General features: G+C 74.1%; 16 protein-coding genes and 1 tRNA gene. 9 read left to right on the top strand and 8 right to left on the bottom strand.

Annotated elements, in window-relative coordinates:
• Nucleotides 1-160: 160 nt before the first annotated feature.
• From ACGFXC_RS17935 to ACGFXC_RS17925, 3 genes are all read right to left on the bottom strand, one after another.
• Nucleotides 161-1,405 carry an ATP-binding protein gene (locus ACGFXC_RS17935; RefSeq protein ID WP_393713775.1) on the bottom strand — a complete coding sequence of 415 codons (1,245 nt, stop codon included), beginning with the start codon at nucleotides 1,403-1,405 and terminating at the stop codon, nucleotides 161-163.
• Nucleotides 1,402-2,142, bottom strand: coding sequence for a hypothetical protein (locus ACGFXC_RS17930; RefSeq protein ID WP_393713773.1), 741 nt, complete (start codon nucleotides 2,140-2,142; stop codon nucleotides 1,402-1,404). Before ACGFXC_RS17930 ends, ACGFXC_RS17935 begins: the two co-directional genes overlap by 4 nt.
• Before the next feature lie 144 nt (nucleotides 2,143-2,286).
• On the bottom strand, nucleotides 2,287-2,925 hold the full coding sequence (locus ACGFXC_RS17925) for a hypothetical protein (RefSeq protein ID WP_393713771.1): 639 nt from the start codon (nucleotides 2,923-2,925) through the stop codon (nucleotides 2,287-2,289).
• A 183-nt stretch (nucleotides 2,926-3,108) separates the two neighbouring features.
• On the opposite strand from ACGFXC_RS17925, the gene ACGFXC_RS17920 reads away from it, so the two are divergent.
• Nucleotides 3,109-3,915 carry a nuclease-related domain-containing protein gene (locus ACGFXC_RS17920; RefSeq protein ID WP_393713769.1) on the top strand — a complete coding sequence of 269 codons (807 nt, stop codon included), beginning with the start codon at nucleotides 3,109-3,111 and terminating at the stop codon, nucleotides 3,913-3,915.
• A gap of 25 nt (nucleotides 3,916-3,940) precedes the next feature.
• Here ACGFXC_RS17920 and ACGFXC_RS17915 read toward each other — a convergent pair whose 3' ends face one another.
• Nucleotides 3,941-5,119 (bottom strand): Ku protein, encoded by a 1,179-nt coding sequence (locus tag ACGFXC_RS17915; protein ID WP_393713767.1) that lies wholly within the window; start codon nucleotides 5,117-5,119, stop codon nucleotides 3,941-3,943.
• Nucleotides 5,120-5,150: 31 nt separating this feature from the next.
• On the opposite strand from ACGFXC_RS17915, the gene ligD reads away from it, so the two are divergent.
• Both ligD and ACGFXC_RS17905 read left to right on the top strand, forming a co-directional pair.
• Nucleotides 5,151-6,035, top strand: a complete 885-nt coding sequence (gene ligD / locus ACGFXC_RS17910) for a non-homologous end-joining DNA ligase (RefSeq protein WP_393713765.1) — start codon at nucleotides 5,151-5,153, stop codon at nucleotides 6,033-6,035.
• Entirely contained in the window at nucleotides 6,035-6,928 is an 894-nt protein-coding gene (locus ACGFXC_RS17905) for an ATP-dependent DNA ligase (RefSeq protein ID WP_393713822.1), read from the top strand. The genes ligD and ACGFXC_RS17905 overlap by 1 nt, the downstream gene beginning before the upstream one ends.
• 64 nt (nucleotides 6,929-6,992) lie before the next feature.
• Here ACGFXC_RS17905 and ACGFXC_RS17900 read toward each other — a convergent pair whose 3' ends face one another.
• Both ACGFXC_RS17900 and ACGFXC_RS17895 read right to left on the bottom strand, forming a co-directional pair.
• A complete protein-coding gene (locus ACGFXC_RS17900; RefSeq protein ID WP_393713763.1) occupies nucleotides 6,993-7,397 on the bottom strand; it encodes a DUF6479 family protein in 405 nt (134 codons plus the stop codon).
• Between the two features lie 52 nt (nucleotides 7,398-7,449).
• Nucleotides 7,450-8,433: an XdhC family protein gene (locus tag ACGFXC_RS17895; RefSeq protein WP_393713761.1), complete on the bottom strand. Its 984-nt coding sequence runs from the start codon at nucleotides 8,431-8,433 to the stop codon at nucleotides 7,450-7,452.
• Between the two features lie 260 nt (nucleotides 8,434-8,693).
• Here ACGFXC_RS17895 and ACGFXC_RS17890 point away from each other — a divergent pair, with 260 nt between their 5' ends.
• Nucleotides 8,694-9,935 (top strand): MFS transporter, encoded by a 1,242-nt coding sequence (locus tag ACGFXC_RS17890; protein WP_393713759.1) that lies wholly within the window; start codon nucleotides 8,694-8,696, stop codon nucleotides 9,933-9,935.
• Nucleotides 9,936-10,078: 143 nt separating this feature from the next.
• Nucleotides 10,079-11,128, top strand: a complete 1,050-nt coding sequence (locus ACGFXC_RS17885) for a beta family protein (RefSeq protein WP_393713757.1) — start codon at nucleotides 10,079-10,081, stop codon at nucleotides 11,126-11,128.
• Here the strand turns inward: ACGFXC_RS17885 and ACGFXC_RS17880 are convergent.
• Nucleotides 11,096-11,338, bottom strand: coding sequence for a hypothetical protein (locus ACGFXC_RS17880; RefSeq protein ID WP_393713755.1), 243 nt, complete (start codon nucleotides 11,336-11,338; stop codon nucleotides 11,096-11,098). The two genes, ACGFXC_RS17885 and ACGFXC_RS17880, sit on opposite strands and share 33 nt — an antisense overlap.
• A 288-nt stretch (nucleotides 11,339-11,626) precedes the next feature.
• Between ACGFXC_RS17880 and ACGFXC_RS17875 the strand changes: the two genes are divergently transcribed.
• The 3 genes from ACGFXC_RS17875 to ACGFXC_RS17865 are packed head-to-tail and all read left to right on the top strand — an operon-like array spanning nucleotide 11,627 to nucleotide 14,132.
• Nucleotides 11,627-12,037 (top strand): hypothetical protein, encoded by a 411-nt coding sequence (locus ACGFXC_RS17875; RefSeq protein WP_393713753.1) that lies wholly within the window; start codon nucleotides 11,627-11,629, stop codon nucleotides 12,035-12,037.
• Nucleotides 12,034-13,521, top strand: coding sequence for a hypothetical protein (locus ACGFXC_RS17870; RefSeq protein WP_393713751.1), 1,488 nt, complete (start codon nucleotides 12,034-12,036; stop codon nucleotides 13,519-13,521). The genes ACGFXC_RS17875 and ACGFXC_RS17870 overlap by 4 nt, the downstream gene beginning before the upstream one ends.
• Nucleotides 13,518-14,132 carry a hypothetical protein gene (locus ACGFXC_RS17865; RefSeq protein WP_393713749.1) on the top strand — a complete coding sequence of 205 codons (615 nt, stop codon included), beginning with the start codon at nucleotides 13,518-13,520 and terminating at the stop codon, nucleotides 14,130-14,132. Before ACGFXC_RS17870 ends, ACGFXC_RS17865 begins: the two co-directional genes overlap by 4 nt.
• A gap of 453 nt (nucleotides 14,133-14,585) precedes the next feature.
• Here ACGFXC_RS17865 and ACGFXC_RS17860 read toward each other — a convergent pair.
• Nucleotides 14,586-14,657, bottom strand: a tRNA-Arg gene (locus tag ACGFXC_RS17860).
• Between the two features lie 106 nt (nucleotides 14,658-14,763).
• On the opposite strand from ACGFXC_RS17860, the gene ACGFXC_RS17855 reads away from it, so the two are divergent.
• Nucleotides 14,764-15,234, top strand: coding sequence for a response regulator (locus tag ACGFXC_RS17855; RefSeq protein WP_393713747.1), 471 nt, complete (start codon nucleotides 14,764-14,766; stop codon nucleotides 15,232-15,234).
• The last annotated feature ends 36 nt before the right edge of the window (nucleotides 15,235-15,270 follow it).

The raw sequence follows: 15,270 nt of genomic DNA, 5'->3' as shown, positions 1-15,270 counted from the left end.
GGGGTGGGGGCGCCCGGGCCCCCCCGCCCGGGCCCCCCCCCCCCGGGGGGCCCGCCGCGCCCCCCCGCCCCGCCCCCCCCCCCCCCCCCCGGCCCCGGCCCCGGCCGCCCCGCCCCGGCCCCGCCCCGCAGCCACCCCACCCCACCCCCGCCCCGCCCGGCTAGGGCATCGGCGCGGACACGGGAAGCCTCAGCACCGCCAGCGCCCCGCCCCCCTCCGCCTCCCCGAACTCCAGCTCCGCCCCGATCGCCTCCGCCTGACCCACCGCGATGGTCAGCCCCAGCCCGTGCCCCCTGCCGCCGCTGCGGAACCGCTGCGGCCCGTGGGCGAGGAGGTAGTCCGGGTACCCGTCGCCGTGGTCCCGTACGGTCACCACCGGCCCGTCCACCGTCACCACCACCGGACCCCGTCCGTGTTTGTGGGCGTTCGCGACCAGATTCCCCAGCACCCGCTCCAGCCGCCGCCGGTCCGTCTCCACGTGCGCGTCCCGCAGGACGCGGACCTCCGTGTCCGTGCCCGACGCCCGCACCACCCGGTGCGCCAGCCGGGCCAGCTGGTGCAGGTCGGTGTCCACCCGCTCGCTGCCGGAGTCCAGCCGGGAGATCTCCAGCAGGTCCTCCGTCAGCTGCCGCATCGTGCCCACCCGCTCCCGCACCAGCTCCGTCGGCCGCCCCTCCGGCAACAGCTCCGAGGCCGCCTGCAGCCCGGTCAGCGGGGTGCGCAGCTCGTGCGCGACGTCGGCGGTGAACCGCTGCTCGCGCAGCAGCTTCGCCTGTAGGGTCGCCGCCATCGTGTCCAGCGCCCCCGCGACCGTCGAGACCTCGTCCTGGTGCCGCGAGGGGTCCTTCGTCCGCGGATCGCCGACCCGCGCGTCGAGGTCGCCGCCGGTGATCCGGCGGGCGACCGCCGCCGTCTGCTGGAGCCGCCCCGTCACCCGGCTCACGGCGAAGGCCCCCACCAGCAGGGTTCCGCCGAGCGCCAGCAGCGAGGAGCCGATGATCGCGTTGTCCAGGCCCCGGATGGCGCGCGCGCTCTGCCCGTAGTCGACGGCCGTGGCCAGCGCCTTGCCGTCCGCCGGAGCCGCCGCCCACATCAGGGGCCGCCCGCGGGACTCCGCGACGAGCGTCCCGCGCTGTCCGCTCACGGCGAGCGCCCGCAGCCGCGGCGGCAGCCCGGCCGGGTCGAGGGCGGCGCCGCGCGGCAGGTTCTCGCCGGCCTCGTACGCGAGGGCGGCGTCGTGCAGCCTGTTCAGTGCCTTGTCGCGGGCGGTCGCGACGGTCTGCCGGGTCACCTCGACGTGGACGAGCGCGCCCACCACCGCTGCCAGCGAGCAGCACATCACCACGATGAAGCACGCCGACTTCCAGGTCAGCGACGCCGTCCACGCGGGCAGCACCCGCCTCACGGCCCGGCCCCCGCGCCGGCCCCCGCCGAGGAACCCGCCCCCGCCGAGGACCGCGCCCGCGCCGGCACCCGTACGACCTGCTCCCTCGTCGGCAGCATCGTCTTCTGCCGCGGGTCCCAGGACCAGGCGGTGATCAGTTCGTAGCCCGGGTTGCCGCTCGGCACCCGCAGGATCACGTCCTGCCCGGCCAGCTCCACCGAGACGACGGTCTGGGTGGTCGCCATGATCCGGTTGAGCCGTCCGTCGGCGTCCGCCGTGTAGACCCGTACGGACATCATCGTGTCGGGGAGGTCGATGCCCACCACGACCTCGTCCTTGCCGTTCCCGGTGAGGTCCCGGTAGTACGGCTTGCGCACCGGGCACTTGCCCGGCTCCTCGCGCGGCGTCCCGCAGTCCCGGATCGCGGCGGCCGTCTGCGCGGGCATCCCGTCCGGTCCGGTCACGGCCCCGGGGTGGGCCCGCAGCTCCGCCTGGACGAGGGCCACCGGGTCGACGCCGCTCACGTCCTGACCGGGAACCCTCGGCAGCCCCTGGACGTAGACGGGCGGCGCGCCCCCCGGATCGGCGGGCGGTACGTCGGCACCCTTGCGCTCCGGCCACAGGTGTACGGGCCCGATCGCGGTCGGCGTCGGCCCGGCGGCGGACAGCCCCCCGGGATCGCCGCACCCGGCCAGCAGGGGCAGCGGCAACAGTGCCAGGAGCAGGGCGGCACCCGAGCGGAACGGTCGATTTCGCACGGGGTGAGCCCTCCTCTGCACGGCATCCGGTCGATATCCATCAACTTTATGCAGAGAAACATCCCTTTTGCCGCCGCGTCCGTTCACCGGACGCCCGGCACCCGCGCCCGGCACGGTGCGGGTCGGCCCGCCGGCCCGGCCGGCTCAGCCCTCGGTGCGTCCGCGCCGCAGCATCGCGAAGCCCAGCCCGGCCGCTCCGACGGCCGCGATCCCGCCGCCCGCGGCGAGCAGCAGCACGCCCTCGCCCGGCCCGTCGGCGATGGTGTTCAGCCGCAGCGCCTGCACGGTCCCGGTGCCCGTGGCCCCGTCGCGCCCGCCGCCCTCCACGGCGGCGGGCAGCACCCGGCCACCGCCGCCGGCACCGTCCGTCCCGCCCGTGTGCCGGGTCCCGGTCTTGTACCCGTCGCCCGCCACCGCGTGCGAGCCGCCGGCATCCGGAAGGGTGTCCCCGACCCAGGAGGACAGCCGCCCGTCGGGCCGCAGCGCGGTGTGCAGCTCCCCGGTGGTGCCGAAGCCGGTGTACCCGTCACGGCTGTGCAGCGTCGCCACGGTGGCGCCCGCGCGCTGGATCTCGGCCTGGTACGCGTCCTTCGCGACCCGGTACACCTTCGCCGTCGAGAGGCCGTCCGCCAGGGTGAGGCTCTTGACCAGCGTCCGCTGCGTCCCGGAGGCGGCCGGCACCCCGTCGGCGGACGCCGCGCCGGCGGGCAGCGCCAGCACGGCGGCCGCACAGGCGGTCACGGCGGCGGCGCGAACGGCGGAGCGGCGGCGAGCGGTACTCACGGGAATCCTTCGGTACGGGACGGGTCCCGGCGGTTGCGGGCGGCACCAACGTAGGCCCCGGCCGTTGCAGTACGGCGGTGGACGTGTAACAGCGAGGCCGCAAGGAGCCGACGGAGCTGTTACACAACCGAGGGATTGCCGTGGACGGTCCCGGCTGCTCCCATGGACGGCGGGGGTGAGCCGATGCGCGGACTCAAGGTGGTGCCCAGCGGACGGCCCGGCCGGGGCAGGCTCTACGTCAACCGGCCCGACGGCCGGGCGGTGGCCTGGTACGACCGGCGGACCAACCGGATCAGCGTCCTCGCGGACGACCAGCGCGAGCCGGTGCTGGCGGCCCTGCGCCCGTACCTGAGCGGCGAGTGGACCATCGGGCCGCCCCCCGTCCCCACCGCCGCCGACCTGCGCCGGCTCGCGCTGCGGCCCGACCAGGACCTGGCCCCGAACCGCCCGGGCGAAAGGCTGCTCGGCGAACTCGCGTACGGATCGCCCGGCAGCCGGACCCGGCACCGGATGCGCCAGGAGCTCCAGGCGCGCGAACGGATGGGGGCCGAACTGGACCTCCTGGAGGAGTCGGACGCGCACTGGCGGGTCCTGCACGACATCCCGCTGCCCGGCCTCGGGCTGCTGGACCACCTCCTCATCGGGCCGCCGGGCATCCTCGTCGTCCGTACGGTCCCGGGCCGCCGCCAGCGCGCCCGGGTCGGGGACCTGCTGCTGACGGTGGGCCGTGCCGAACCCACCCCGGACCCCCGCTGGATCCGCCGGGCGGCCGCCCTTGCCGCCCGGGTGCTGACGGCGCCGGTGACCCCGGTGCTCGCGCTCGCCGACGCCTCGCGCGTCGAGGTGGCGCCGACGGTCCGGGACGTCCTCGTCCTCCAGCCGCCGACCGCCGCCGCCCTCCTCGCGGCGGCCCCGGTCACCCTCAAACCGCCCGACACCGAAGCGCTCTTCGCCCTGGCCCGCAGCCACTCCGCCTGGTCGGGTCGCTGAGGCGCGGCGCTCGCGCGGCGCTCCGTCAGGCCGAACTCCGCTTGCGGGGCGCCGCCTTCTTCGCGGCCCCCGTGCCGGATTTCGCCGCGCCCGCGCCGGACTTCGCGGCGGCGGCCTTGCCGCCCGCCGTCGCCGAGGCGGACCGGGCGGTGGCCGAAGCCGACTTCTTCCCGCCCGCCGCCGCGCCCGACGCGGCCGTCTTGGCCGTCTTGGCCGTCTTGGCGACCGACGCGGTCTTCCGCCCGGCGGCGGCCTTCTTGGCCGCTCCGGCCCCCGCCGAGGCCGTCGACTTCTTACCCCCCACCGTCTTGGGCGCGGCCGGCGCCGCCTTCCGCCGGATCGGCGTCACCTCGGCCCCGGCCCCGGCGTCGCCCCCGCCCCCGGCTCCCGCGTCGGCCGCGGCCGCGTCGCCGTCGCCGTCCCCGGAGCGCGAGGCCCGGGCGGCCCGGACGCTGCTCTCCAGCGCCGCCATCAGGTCGATGACCTGGCCGCCGGCCGGCTCCGCCACCGTCTGCGCCGGTTCGAACCCGTCGCCCGCCTTCGCCGCGAGCATGGCCTCCACGGCCTCCCGGTAGTCGTCGTGCAGCGAGGCGATCTCCACCTCCCCCAGGGTGGCCATCAGGGCGTCGGCCAGGTCGAGTTCGGCCTCCCGTACGCTTACCGAGCCTTCCGGGGCCACGCCCTCCGGGGCGCGGATCTCGTCCGGCCACAGCAGCCCGTGCATCGCGATCACGTCGTCGACGACCCGCAGCATGCCGAGCCGCTCCCGCCCCCGCAGCGCGTACTTGGCGATCGCGACCTTCCGGCTCCGCTTGAGCGCCTCCCGCAGCAGCGTGTACGGCTTGGCGGCCGTCGCGCCGTTCGCGGCGAGGTAGTAGGCGGCGTCCATCTGGAGGGGATCGATCTCGTCGGCGGGCACGAACGAGACGATCTCGATCGTCTTCGCGGTGGGGATCGGCAGCCGCGCCAGGTCCTCGTCCGTGATCGGGATGATCGATCCGTCCGCCTCCTCGTACCCCTTGCCGATCTCGGCGGTCGACACCTCCTCGCCGTCGAGCTCGCACACCTTGCGGTACCGGACGCGGCCGCCGTCCGTCACGTGGATCTGACGGAAGGAGATCGAATGGCTCTCGGTGGCGTTCACGAGCTTGATCGGAATGCTGACCAAGCCGAAGGAGATCGCCCCGTTCCAAATGGATCGCACGGTTCCTCCTGATTCGTGGCAATCTCATCGTATGACGCCGATCACCATGGTGGAGGGGCGTCGCATCGCGCTCAGCAACCTGGACAAGGTCCTGTACCCGCGGACCGGCTTCACCAAGGGCGAGGTGCTGCACTACTACGCCACCGTCGCACCCGTCCTGCTCCCGCACGTCCACGACCGCCCGGTCTCCTTCCTGCGCTACCCCGACGGTCCGGACGGGCAGCTCTTCTTCACCAAGAACCCGCCGCCCGGTACCCCCGCATGGGTGAAGACCACCCCCGTTCCGCGCTCCGAGGACGAGCGCGCCGAGCAGGTGGTCGTCAGCGACCTGCCCACCCTCATGTGGGCCGCCAACCTCGTCGTCGAGCTCCACACGCCCCAGTGGACCGCCGGCCGCCCGGCCGTCGCCGACCGGATCGTCCTCGACCTCGACCCCGGCCCGCCCGCCACCGTCGTCGAGTGCTGCGCCGCCGCCCTGTGGCTGCGCGAGCGCCTCGCCGCCGACGGCCTGGAGGCCCACGTCAAGACCTCCGGCTCCAAGGGCCTGCACCTGGCCGTCGCCCTGGAGCCGACCCCCTCCGCGCGCGTGTCCGCGTACGCGAAGGCCCTCGCCCAGGAGGCGGAGGCCGCCCTGCCCGGACTCGTCGTGCACCGCATGGCCCGGGCGCTGCGCCCGGGAAAGGTCTTCGTGGACCACAGCCAGAACGCCGCCGCCAAGACCACCGCCGCCCCCTACACGCTGCGCGCCCGCCCCCTGCCGACCGTCTCCGCCCCCGTCTCGTGGGCGGAGACCGAGGCCTGCCGGGCCCCCGCCGACCTGGTGTTCCTCGCCGACGACATCGCGTCCCGGCTGGCCCGCGACGGCGACCTGTTCGCCCCGCTGACCGACCCCGAACGGGCCGGGAGACTGCCGTGATCCGGGTGGCGCTGGCCGCGTCCGTACGGACCCTGCCGCGCGGGGCGGGACTGGCGTACGAGCCCAAGTTCGACGGCCACCGCCTCCTCGTCCGGCGCACGGCGGCGGACGTCGTGCTCCAGGCCCGCTCCGGCCGCATCGTCACCGGCGCGTTCCCCGACCTGGTGGCGGCCGCCCGGCAGCTGCCCGCCGGGACCGTCCTGGACGGGGAAGTCGTGGTCTGGCACGCCGGGCGCACCGACTTCGCGCTGGTCCAGCGGCGCGCCGCGGCCGCCACGCAGGTCCGGGCCGCGGTGCTCGCCCAGTCCCTGCCCGCCTCGTACGCCGCCTTCGACGTGCTGGAGCTGGCCGGGCTCGACGTGCGCGCCCGGCCCTACGAACGCCGCCGGGCGCTCCTCGTCGACCTGCTCCTGCCGCTGGGCCCGCCGCTGCAACCGGTACCGATGACCACCGACCCGGAGCTCGCCGAGACCTGGTACGAGACCCTGCCCGCCAGCGGCATCGAGGGCCTGGTCGTCAAACGGCTCGACGAGGCCTACCCGGCCGGGCGGCGCAGCTGGCGCAAGCTGCGCCACACCGACGTGGCGGACGCGGCCGTGGTCGGCTTCACCGGCACCCCGCGGCATCCCAAGGCGCTCGTCCTGGTGCTGCCGGGGGAGGACGACGAGGAGCCGCTGGTCTCCAGTCCGCTGTCGGCGTCCCTGCGCACGGAGGTGGCGGCGGCCGTCGCGGCCCGTACGCAGACGGCCCCGGCGGGGGCCACCGTCACCGCGATCGGCTTCGGGGACGTGCCGTTCCGCCCGCTGGACCCGCCGCTGGCCGCCGAGGTCCGGCGCAGCTCGGCCCGGCACCCGCCGCCGGAGGTGCTCCGGCTGCGGACCGACCTGCTGTGACGGGCCCGGACGGACCCCTGACCCGCGGTGGGCGCGGGCCAGGGGCCGTTGGGACGGGCCGGCGTCAGGCGTGGGCGCCGCGGCCCGCGTCCGGCGGGGCGCCGGGCTGCGGGTGCGGGCCGGGGCCCTCTTGCGGCGCGTAGCCGGACTCCCGCTCCGCGCGGGCCTCGACCGGGTGGCTGTGGGTCCGGGACCCGAAGTTCCCGTACCCCTGCATCTCGTGCGGGCGCAGGCCCCCTTCGGGGATCTCGACGTAATCCCGTTCCTCGCGCACCTCGTACACCGCACCGCCGTCCGGGAGGTGGGGCTGCGTCTCGGGGGTGGGGGGTGCGGGCTCGTGGTCGCGCACCCGCCTGCCCAGCACGAATCCACCGAGCAGGACTCCGACGACGGCGAGCCCGACGACCAGGAACCAGGCGATGTTGGTCAGTGTCCTGTCCATCGCGAGGGAGATCAGGGTCGTGTTCATACGTCCTATTTTCCCGCTTTTGGTCAGGATTCACGCGGTCGGCCGAAAAGAATCACCGCAGCGGGCCGTCGGAGTCCCGCAGCCCCTGTGCCTCCCGGCCGCCCAGCACCCCGAGGATCTCGGCGCAGATCGCCAGCGCCGTCTCCGCGGGCGTCTTGGCGCCCAGGTCCAGCCCGATCGGCCCGTGCACCCGCGCCAGCTCGGCCTCCCGCACCCCGGCCGCGACCAGGCCCTCGCGGCGCCGCGCGGTGGTCCGGCGGGAGCCGAGCGCCCCGACGTACGGGATCCCGAGCGCGAGCGCCGTGCGCAGGGCCGGCACGTCGAAGTCCGGCTCGTGGCTCAGCAGCACCAGGCAGGCCGCGTCGCGGTGGGCGGTCAGCACCTTCTCCGCCTCGGCCGCGCTCTGCACGGCCACGGCCTCCCACCCCAGCAGCGCCGCCTGCGCCCCGATGACCTCGGCCAGCTCCCCGGCCCCGCCGATCACCACGTGGGGCGCCGACGGGTACGCCTCCACCAGCACCAGCCCGGACCCCCCGTACAGGGCGTCCCGCCCGGGCCGCCGCGTGCCGAGGAGCTCCCCGGCCCGCCGCTCGGCGTCGTCGGCGGGCGTCCCGCCGACCCGTACGACCCGGCTCTCGGCCCGGTCGGCGGCCTCGTTGAGCCGCGTCACCAGCGCCACCCCGGCCCCCGTGCCGAGCAGCTCCCACCACTGCTCCGGCACCGCCGCCAGCGGCTGCAACAGCACCTCGGCCTGGCCGCCGCAGGTCAGCCGGGCCTCGACGGCCTCCCCGGCGCCCACGGACAGCTCGCACACCCGGGCCCGGTCCCCGTCCCCGCCCAGCGCACCCGCTTCGGCGACGAGCTCGGCGTCGAACACCCCCCGGTACAGGGCCCCCACGCACTCGCCCCGCGCGTCCACGAGCACGGCCCCGGCGGGATCCCGCGGCCCGAACCCCTGCTCGGTCACCGGCCGCGCCAGGAACGCGACCCGCCCCTCGGCCACCCACCGCCGTGCGGTCTCCGCCAGCTCACGCATCCTCGTAGCCCCATCCCGTCCGCCTGTCTTCCCGCAAAGTGCCAGGTCAACGGCACGACGCGGCCTCACCAACCACCCTACGCACGCCCCCGCCCCCCACCCACCCCCCAAATCCCACAGACCCACCCCACCCCCCTCGTACAGACCACCGGAAGTGGCCCGCGGACCGGCACGACGCAGAATCGAGGGAGCGGGACGACCGTGTTCCCCAGTGGGCCGCCGTGGCGGCGCGGGGCCGTGGAAAGGGAACCGACCGAGCCGTGGAGACCCTGAGGCGCACCTTCCAGTCCCTGTCGGTGCGCAACTTCCGGCTGTTCGTCCTGGGGCAGCTGCTCTCCGTGACCTGCACCTGGATGATGGTCGTCGCGCAGGACTGGCTGGTGCTGGAGCTGTCCGGGGACTCGGGCAGCGCGCTGGGCGTGGTGACGGCCCTGCAGTTCACGCCCGTGCTGCTGCTGACCCTGTACGGGGGCCGGCTCGCCGACCGGCACAGCAAGCGGCGGCTGCTGATGCTCGCCAACGGCGCGTCCGGGGCGCTCGCCCTGGCGCTCGGCCTGTGGATCCTGCTCGGCGAGGTCCGGCTCTGGCACATCTGGCTCTTCGCGCTGGCCCTGGGCACCGTCAACTCGGTGGAGGCGCCGACCCGGATCTCGTTCGTCGGCGAGATGGTCGGGGGCGAACTCCTGCCGAACGCCTCCGCGATGAGCGCGGCGTACTTCAACGCCGCGCGGGTGGCGGGCCCGGCGCTCGCGGGCTTCCTCATCGCCCGCCTGGACGTCGGGCCCGTCGTCCTGATCAACGCGGTGAGCTACCTGGGTACGGTCATCAGCGTCGCCCTGATGCGCCCGGCCGAGCTGCACGTCCCCGCGGTCCGCCCGGCCAAACCCCGGGTGGTGGACGGGCTGCGCTACATCGGCCGGCGTCCGGACCTGATGCTGCCGCTGGCGCTGGTCGGCGTACTGGGCCTGGCCGGGTTCAACTTCCAGCTGACGCTGCCCCTGCTGGCGAAGACCGAGTTCCACACCGACTCCACCGCCTTCGGCCTGCTCAGCAGCTCCCTGGCGGCGGGCTCCCTGCTGGCCGCCTTCGCCACCACCGCCCGCCGGGGCCGGCCGACGGCCCTCGTGGTGACCGGATCGGCCCTGGCGTTCGGCGCCACCGAGGCCGTCACGGGCCTGGCACCGACCCTGCCGGTGGCCTGCCTGCTGCTGATCCTGACCGGCTTCACGATGATGTACTTCGCCCAGGCCTCGAACCACCGCGTCCAGCTCGGCTCCGACCCCGCCTACCGGGGCCGGGTGATGGCCCTCTACACGGTGATCTTCCAGGGCACGACCCCGCTGGGCGCGCTCGTCACGGGCTTCCTCGCACAACACTGGGGCCCCCGCTGGGCCCTCTCCGCGGGAGGCCTCGTCTCCCTGGCGGCCGCCACCCTCGCCCTGACGGCCCTCCCGTCCCTGGCGGCCCTCAGCCGCAGCCCGGAACCGGACCCCGGGCCCTGAAGTCACGAGCCGGCCGCGCGGGGCGGCCCGCCGTGCGACCGGTGTGCGCCCCTCCCCGGACCGGCGCGTTCCCGTCACACTCGGCCGGGAACGGGCGGGACGTCCGTGGGCTGGTGCGTGCCGGGTGCGCTGGGGGTGAGCCGTTGGCCTACGTTCCGATCCTCAAAGGCAAGGCGGGGGAGTTCTCGGCCCTCCGGCACACCACGCCCGCGGTCCGCTCGTGCATCCGCCCCGTCATGGAGCTGGTGCCCGACCCGGACGTGCGCAACGTCCTCGAGACCTTCTGCGACCGTGCGATGGACGCGGTCCCACCGGGCATGGTGCTGACGGTGGACAGCGGCGCCCTGCCCGCGGCACGCGTGCTGGAGGGCGCCGCCGGGGGCCCGATCGACCGGCTCAGCGAGTCGCTGGGCCTGCGCGGCGTACCGATGCGCCCGGTCATCCGGCTCACGGACCCGCCGGACGTCCTGGCGGAGGCCTCCCGGGCGGCCGCCGCGCACCGCAGCGGCGTCTGCCTGCGCCTGTCCGTGGCGGCCGACGCGCCGGGCCCCCTGCCGGAGCGCGGGCAGATCCGCGCCCTGCTCGGTCGTCTGCGGCTCGGACCGGAGGAGGTCGACCTCCTCGTCGACGCGGGTCCGGTCGGCTCCGACCGGGCCCGCGACCTCCTGGCCGATCGCGCCCTCGGCGCGCTGAGGGCCCTTTCCCCGTGGCCCTGGCGGCGGGAGTGCGTCGCCGCCGGTGCCTTCCCGGTGAACTTGACCGGATTCCCCCGGGGGCGGGCCACGCCGGTTCCCCGGCACGACGTACGGCTGTGGCGACGAGTCGCACGCGGGTGCGACGCCGAGCCGCCGGACTTCGGCGACTTCGGGGTGACGCATCCACGGATGCCGGCGCGGTCCCGCGGGACCCCGGATCCGAACATGCGCTACACGACCCCGGAGGACTGGCAGGTCTACGTCTATCCCCGGGTCCGGTCCGGCAACGACGACTTCTTCGCCCTGAGCGCGGACCTGGTCGGCTCAGCACACTGGCCGGCGGCGGGGGCGCGCACGTCGTGGGGCGACGCACGGCTCGAGGAGTGCGCCACGCGGCAGCGGGCCAGGGCCGGCGGGGGCACGCAGTGGCGGGCCTGGGGCACGTCTCACCACCTGGCGGTGGCCTCACGCGCCCTCATGACCGCGGGCCACGCCTGAGCCCGGCACCCGCCGCGTCCTCACCCCGCCGCCGACGAGCGCCAGCCCCACGGCGATGACCCCGAGGTAGGCGGCGGGCGGGAGGTCGACGACCTTGTGTATCCAGCCCCACTCCGCGCCGAAGAAGGCCCGCGAAGCGAAGCCGACGAGCCCCTGGGCCCCGATGACGTAGCCGATGCTCTCGATGGTGTACCCGATGGTTGTCCGCACCCCCCAACCCTCCCGCGCCCCCGCCACCCCCTCATCCTCCCCAGGACCGAAAGCCCACTAGGCCAAAGGATGCAGCGCCCGCCGCGGCGCCGCCCGCGGCCGCCGCTCGCCCAAAGCGGCCGTGGACTTCTCCTCGTACGGCGGTCGCGGCCCGCTGGGCGGTGCGGGATCGGCTGCCCGTCGGCAGCACCGTGAGCGCCGAGTTGGACCTCCCGCACCGAACGGCCCTGTTCGCGGCGGCCGTTAAGGTTGTCCCTTCCGATTCGCGCGCCAAGGGGGGGGGCTTCTGTGACGTTCGACGAGGAGTGGGCAGCCGCCAAGCAGGGCGTCGCCGCGGGGGGCGGCTCGTCGCATGACCTGGTCGTCACTCAAGACGACCTGGGGGCCGTCGGACACGAGGCGTTCCTCATCCACGGCGAACTGCGCAAGAAGACGGACATCGCCGGCACCGGGGCGACCGGCCGGGCCGCGGCCGAGTGTTCCAGCCGCAACCTGACCATGGGTGCCGAACTGTCCGTGACCCTCTCCACCTGGGACGCGCAGGTCAAAACGGTGCTCCAGATGTACGCGCACATCTCCAACCACCTCGACTACTCCGAGAAGGCCCACGCGAACGACGACGAGGTCATCGCCGCCAGCCTGCGTCACCGCGACGGCTCCGCGATGTCGGTCTCCGAAATACAGATGTACGTGAAGTGACCCTGACCTGGACCGACCTCATCACGCTCGACCTCGCCAAGCTGAACGAATCCGCCTCGGAGTGGAAAACGGCCGCGGAGGAGCTGGCCAAGCTGCACGGCACCGTGCGCGATGGCCTGGTGAAGAAATCGGAGGCGGCCCGCTGGGAGGGAGCGAACGCCACCGTCACCAGAGAGTTCGTCCGCAGCGCGGCCAAGGAGGTGGACGGCCTCCGGCGCGAGGCCCAGGGCATTCACGCGGTCCTGGCCGACGCCCATGAGGAGCTGACCGGGATCCAGAAGCAGGCCAAGGCCCTGTCCGATGAGGCGAGGCGAGGCGACCCGGACCGCGGCTCCGAGCCGGATCCGGGGCTCCTGGTGTCCGATGGCGGCGGTGGCAAGGTCCGGGTGGAGTCATCCATCTGTGACGCGAAGGGTCCCAGCCAGCGAACCCAGAACATGATCCGCTGGTACGCGGAGACACTCGCGGGCCTGGTCAGCCACGCGGCCGAGGTGGACGCGGCGGTCACCCGGGCGCTGCGTGCCTCGCACGGCGCCGACCCGTACAACGCCGGCCACGCCGAGTACGCCTCGCTGGACCAGGACCAGCTGCCCCGCGCCATGAAGCTGGCCGCCCTGGGGGACGATGCCAAGCCCGCCCAACAAGCCGAACTGCGAAGGCTCTGGCAGTCGCTCAGCCCCGACGCGCGGGCGCAGCTGTGGACCGCCCACAGGGGCGACCTGATCGGCGCCGGTCTCCTGAGCCCGTCGGTCAAGCAGGTGGCGCCCGATAGGGGATCCGGCAGGCACGGTGCGGAGGGGGCCGAATGGGGCGACTGGATCACCAGGACCAAGATGCAAGGGCTCGTCGTCCTCGCCGATGGAAGAGGCCTGAACGACGCCTCCCGCAACATGAAGCACTATCTGGACGACACCGGCACGCCGATGGAGCTCCCGGTCGACAAGATGCTCACCGATGACGACGGCTTCCAGGGCCATGTGGACCGCCGTCACCTCCTCAACCACGAAGCGCAATGGCGTGAGCAGGCGCTGGCGGAATACGAGAGGAACGGCGGCCGGCCCGTCGCGATGCCGGTCGAAACCCCCAACGCCGACTACTCCTTCTCCATGGCGGAGAATCCCAACTGGTTCTACGCGGTCGGTTCCGCCCGGTCGAACGTGACGGGGGTGGTCACCGTTGTACCGGGCGCCGACGGCAAGCCAGCGGTCGGGCTCGACTACCAGGTCAACGTCTGGGACCGGTACAACTGGGACGAGGGCAAGGGCGTGCACATCGGGAGCTTCGAGATCCCCGACGGCGAGCCGAGCCGACAGCACAAGGTCGGCCTGGCCCAGGAGTTCAACATGGCGGGAAGCGGCTCGGTCCAGCACTACGAACTGGGCAACGGTGCGGCAGTGCCCGCCCCCGAAGATCCCGGACGGGCCGGAGAGCGCAGCGACCCGGGCCGCCATGCCCGCGACGGTGGCGGGGACGTGGATCGATGAGCGCCCCATCGGCTCCCGCCGTGCCCGGGAAGCGGAAGCGGCCCGGGCGGCGGGGCCTCGCGGCGGCAGCCTGGGCCTTCTCCGGCCTGTGCGCGCTCGGCCTCCTCGGCGCGGTTCTGATCTTCGCGTACGGGCCGAGTCACCCCGCCGAGGAGCGGAGGACGTGCTGCTGGGAGCAGGGCGCCACGCCCGAGTGGACGGCGAAGACGATGGGCTTCCAGGTACCGGATACGGCCGCTGACCGGCGAGCCGGGCTCCACAGCACCCCTCAGTACGATGTCGCGCTGCTCGTCTTCACCGTGACGACCGCCGAAGCGGACCGGTTCCTGGGGCCGCTGCAGCCGGAGGGCACGCGATTGGTCCGCAACACCCATCCCAAAAAGCCGGGGTACACCCGTATCGATGGCTTCAGCCACCTCGGTTTGCCCGAGCCCGAGACATTCGTCGACGGCATGCGCGTCGGCGGGGTCTGCCGTGGGGACAGCAAGACGCCCGAAGGCCGGGCGGTGCAGTTCTGTACGGACATCTACGCACACGAATTCCAGCCCGGCACCACCCGCATCTATCTCCGGGCCGCCAGCGATGCGCCGATCCAGAAGCCGTCGGTCTGACCTCGGATCACACCGGCCGGACCGGACACCGTCGATAGGCTGCAGGACGGCCCGCGCCTGCCCGGTCGCTCCGTTCGTCGCGGCGAACCGTGCGCGGGATGCCCTCACCATCACCTGGCACGGTGAACCGAGCGGGCTCCTAGAACCACTGGCCGCCGGATGGCGCACATGGGGGCCGTCGTGCCAAGTGAGACCACGGTCCGGTGATCTGTTCCGTGTCGGGCTTCTCCCCTGAAGCACGGCTGTCGCCACGGCGGGAGCCGATTCTCGAAACCTCCTCGACGGTGACCTTTTGTACGGGCTGACCGGCGAAGTCCCGCTGGGATCCAGGCCGCGAATAGTCCACAGCGGCTGACATACGGCTGCGCAGGGCGGCAGATGGCCGCGCATACGCGAAGACCCCGGCTTCAGCGTTACCGCTGATGGCGGGGTCTTTGGGCACTTCTTGCGAAGTGCCCCCGGCAGGATTCGAACCTGCGCACACGGCTCCGGAGGCCGTTGCTCTATCCCCTGAGCTACGGGGGCGCGTCGTCCGCGTTGCGGCGACGGGTTGAACACTACCAGCTCCCCCGGGGTGATCAGGAACCGTTTTGGGCGGGAGGGGGAGGTCGGTCGCCCGGAGGGGGTGGAAGTGGCGAAAACCCGGACGCGGGAGCTTAGGGAGACCTACTCTCGAGTTGTGCCAGGCGCCTCGGGCCGGGTGCTTGTTGTTGACGACAACAAGGTCATCCGGCAGCTGATCAAGGTCAATCTCGAGCTGGAGGGCTTCGAGGTCGTGACCGCGAACGATGGTGCCGAGTGTCTGGACATCGTCCACCGCGTGCGGCCCGATGCGATCACCCTTGATGTGGTCATGCCCCGGCTGGACGGGTTCGGGGCGGCCGCGCAGTTGCGGGCCGATCCGCGGACCCGGCACCTGCCCGTCGCCATCGTCAGTGCCTGTGCGCAGCACGAGGTCGAGGCCGGGATCGCCGCCGGGGTCGACGCGTTCGTCGCCAAGCCCTTCGAGCCCGCCGAGCTGGTGCGCGTCGTGCGCAGGCTCGTCGAGCGCAAGAACCGGCGCGAGCGCAAGGGCGGCGCTCCCGCCGGGCGGGGCGTGTGAGGGGACCCGCCGTTTCGCGTTCCTGTTCACATGGCG

It is taken from the genome of Streptomyces sp. NPDC048507 (assembly GCF_043199995.1).
In the GTDB taxonomy this organism is placed as follows: Bacteria; Actinomycetota; Actinomycetes; order Streptomycetales; family Streptomycetaceae; genus Streptomyces.
The sequence above is the reverse complement of the archived record's forward strand: the minus strand, read 5'-3'. Positions and strand labels throughout refer to the sequence as shown.

Coding starts and splice junctions, on each gene's coding strand:
- ligD (WP_393713765.1), top strand. CDS start 5,151: ATGACGCCGATCACCATGGTGGAGGGGCGTCGCATCGCGCTCAGCAAC.
- ACGFXC_RS17900 (WP_393713763.1), bottom strand. CDS start 7,397: ATGAACACGACCCTGATCTCCCTCGCGATGGACAGGACACTGACCAAC.
- ACGFXC_RS17895 (WP_393713761.1), bottom strand. CDS start 8,433: ATGCGTGAGCTGGCGGAGACCGCACGGCGGTGGGTGGCCGAGGGGCGG.
- ACGFXC_RS17865 (WP_393713749.1), top strand. CDS start 13,518: ATGAGCGCCCCATCGGCTCCCGCCGTGCCCGGGAAGCGGAAGCGGCCC.
- ACGFXC_RS17920 (WP_393713769.1), top strand. CDS start 3,109: ATGCGCGGACTCAAGGTGGTGCCCAGCGGACGGCCCGGCCGGGGCAGG.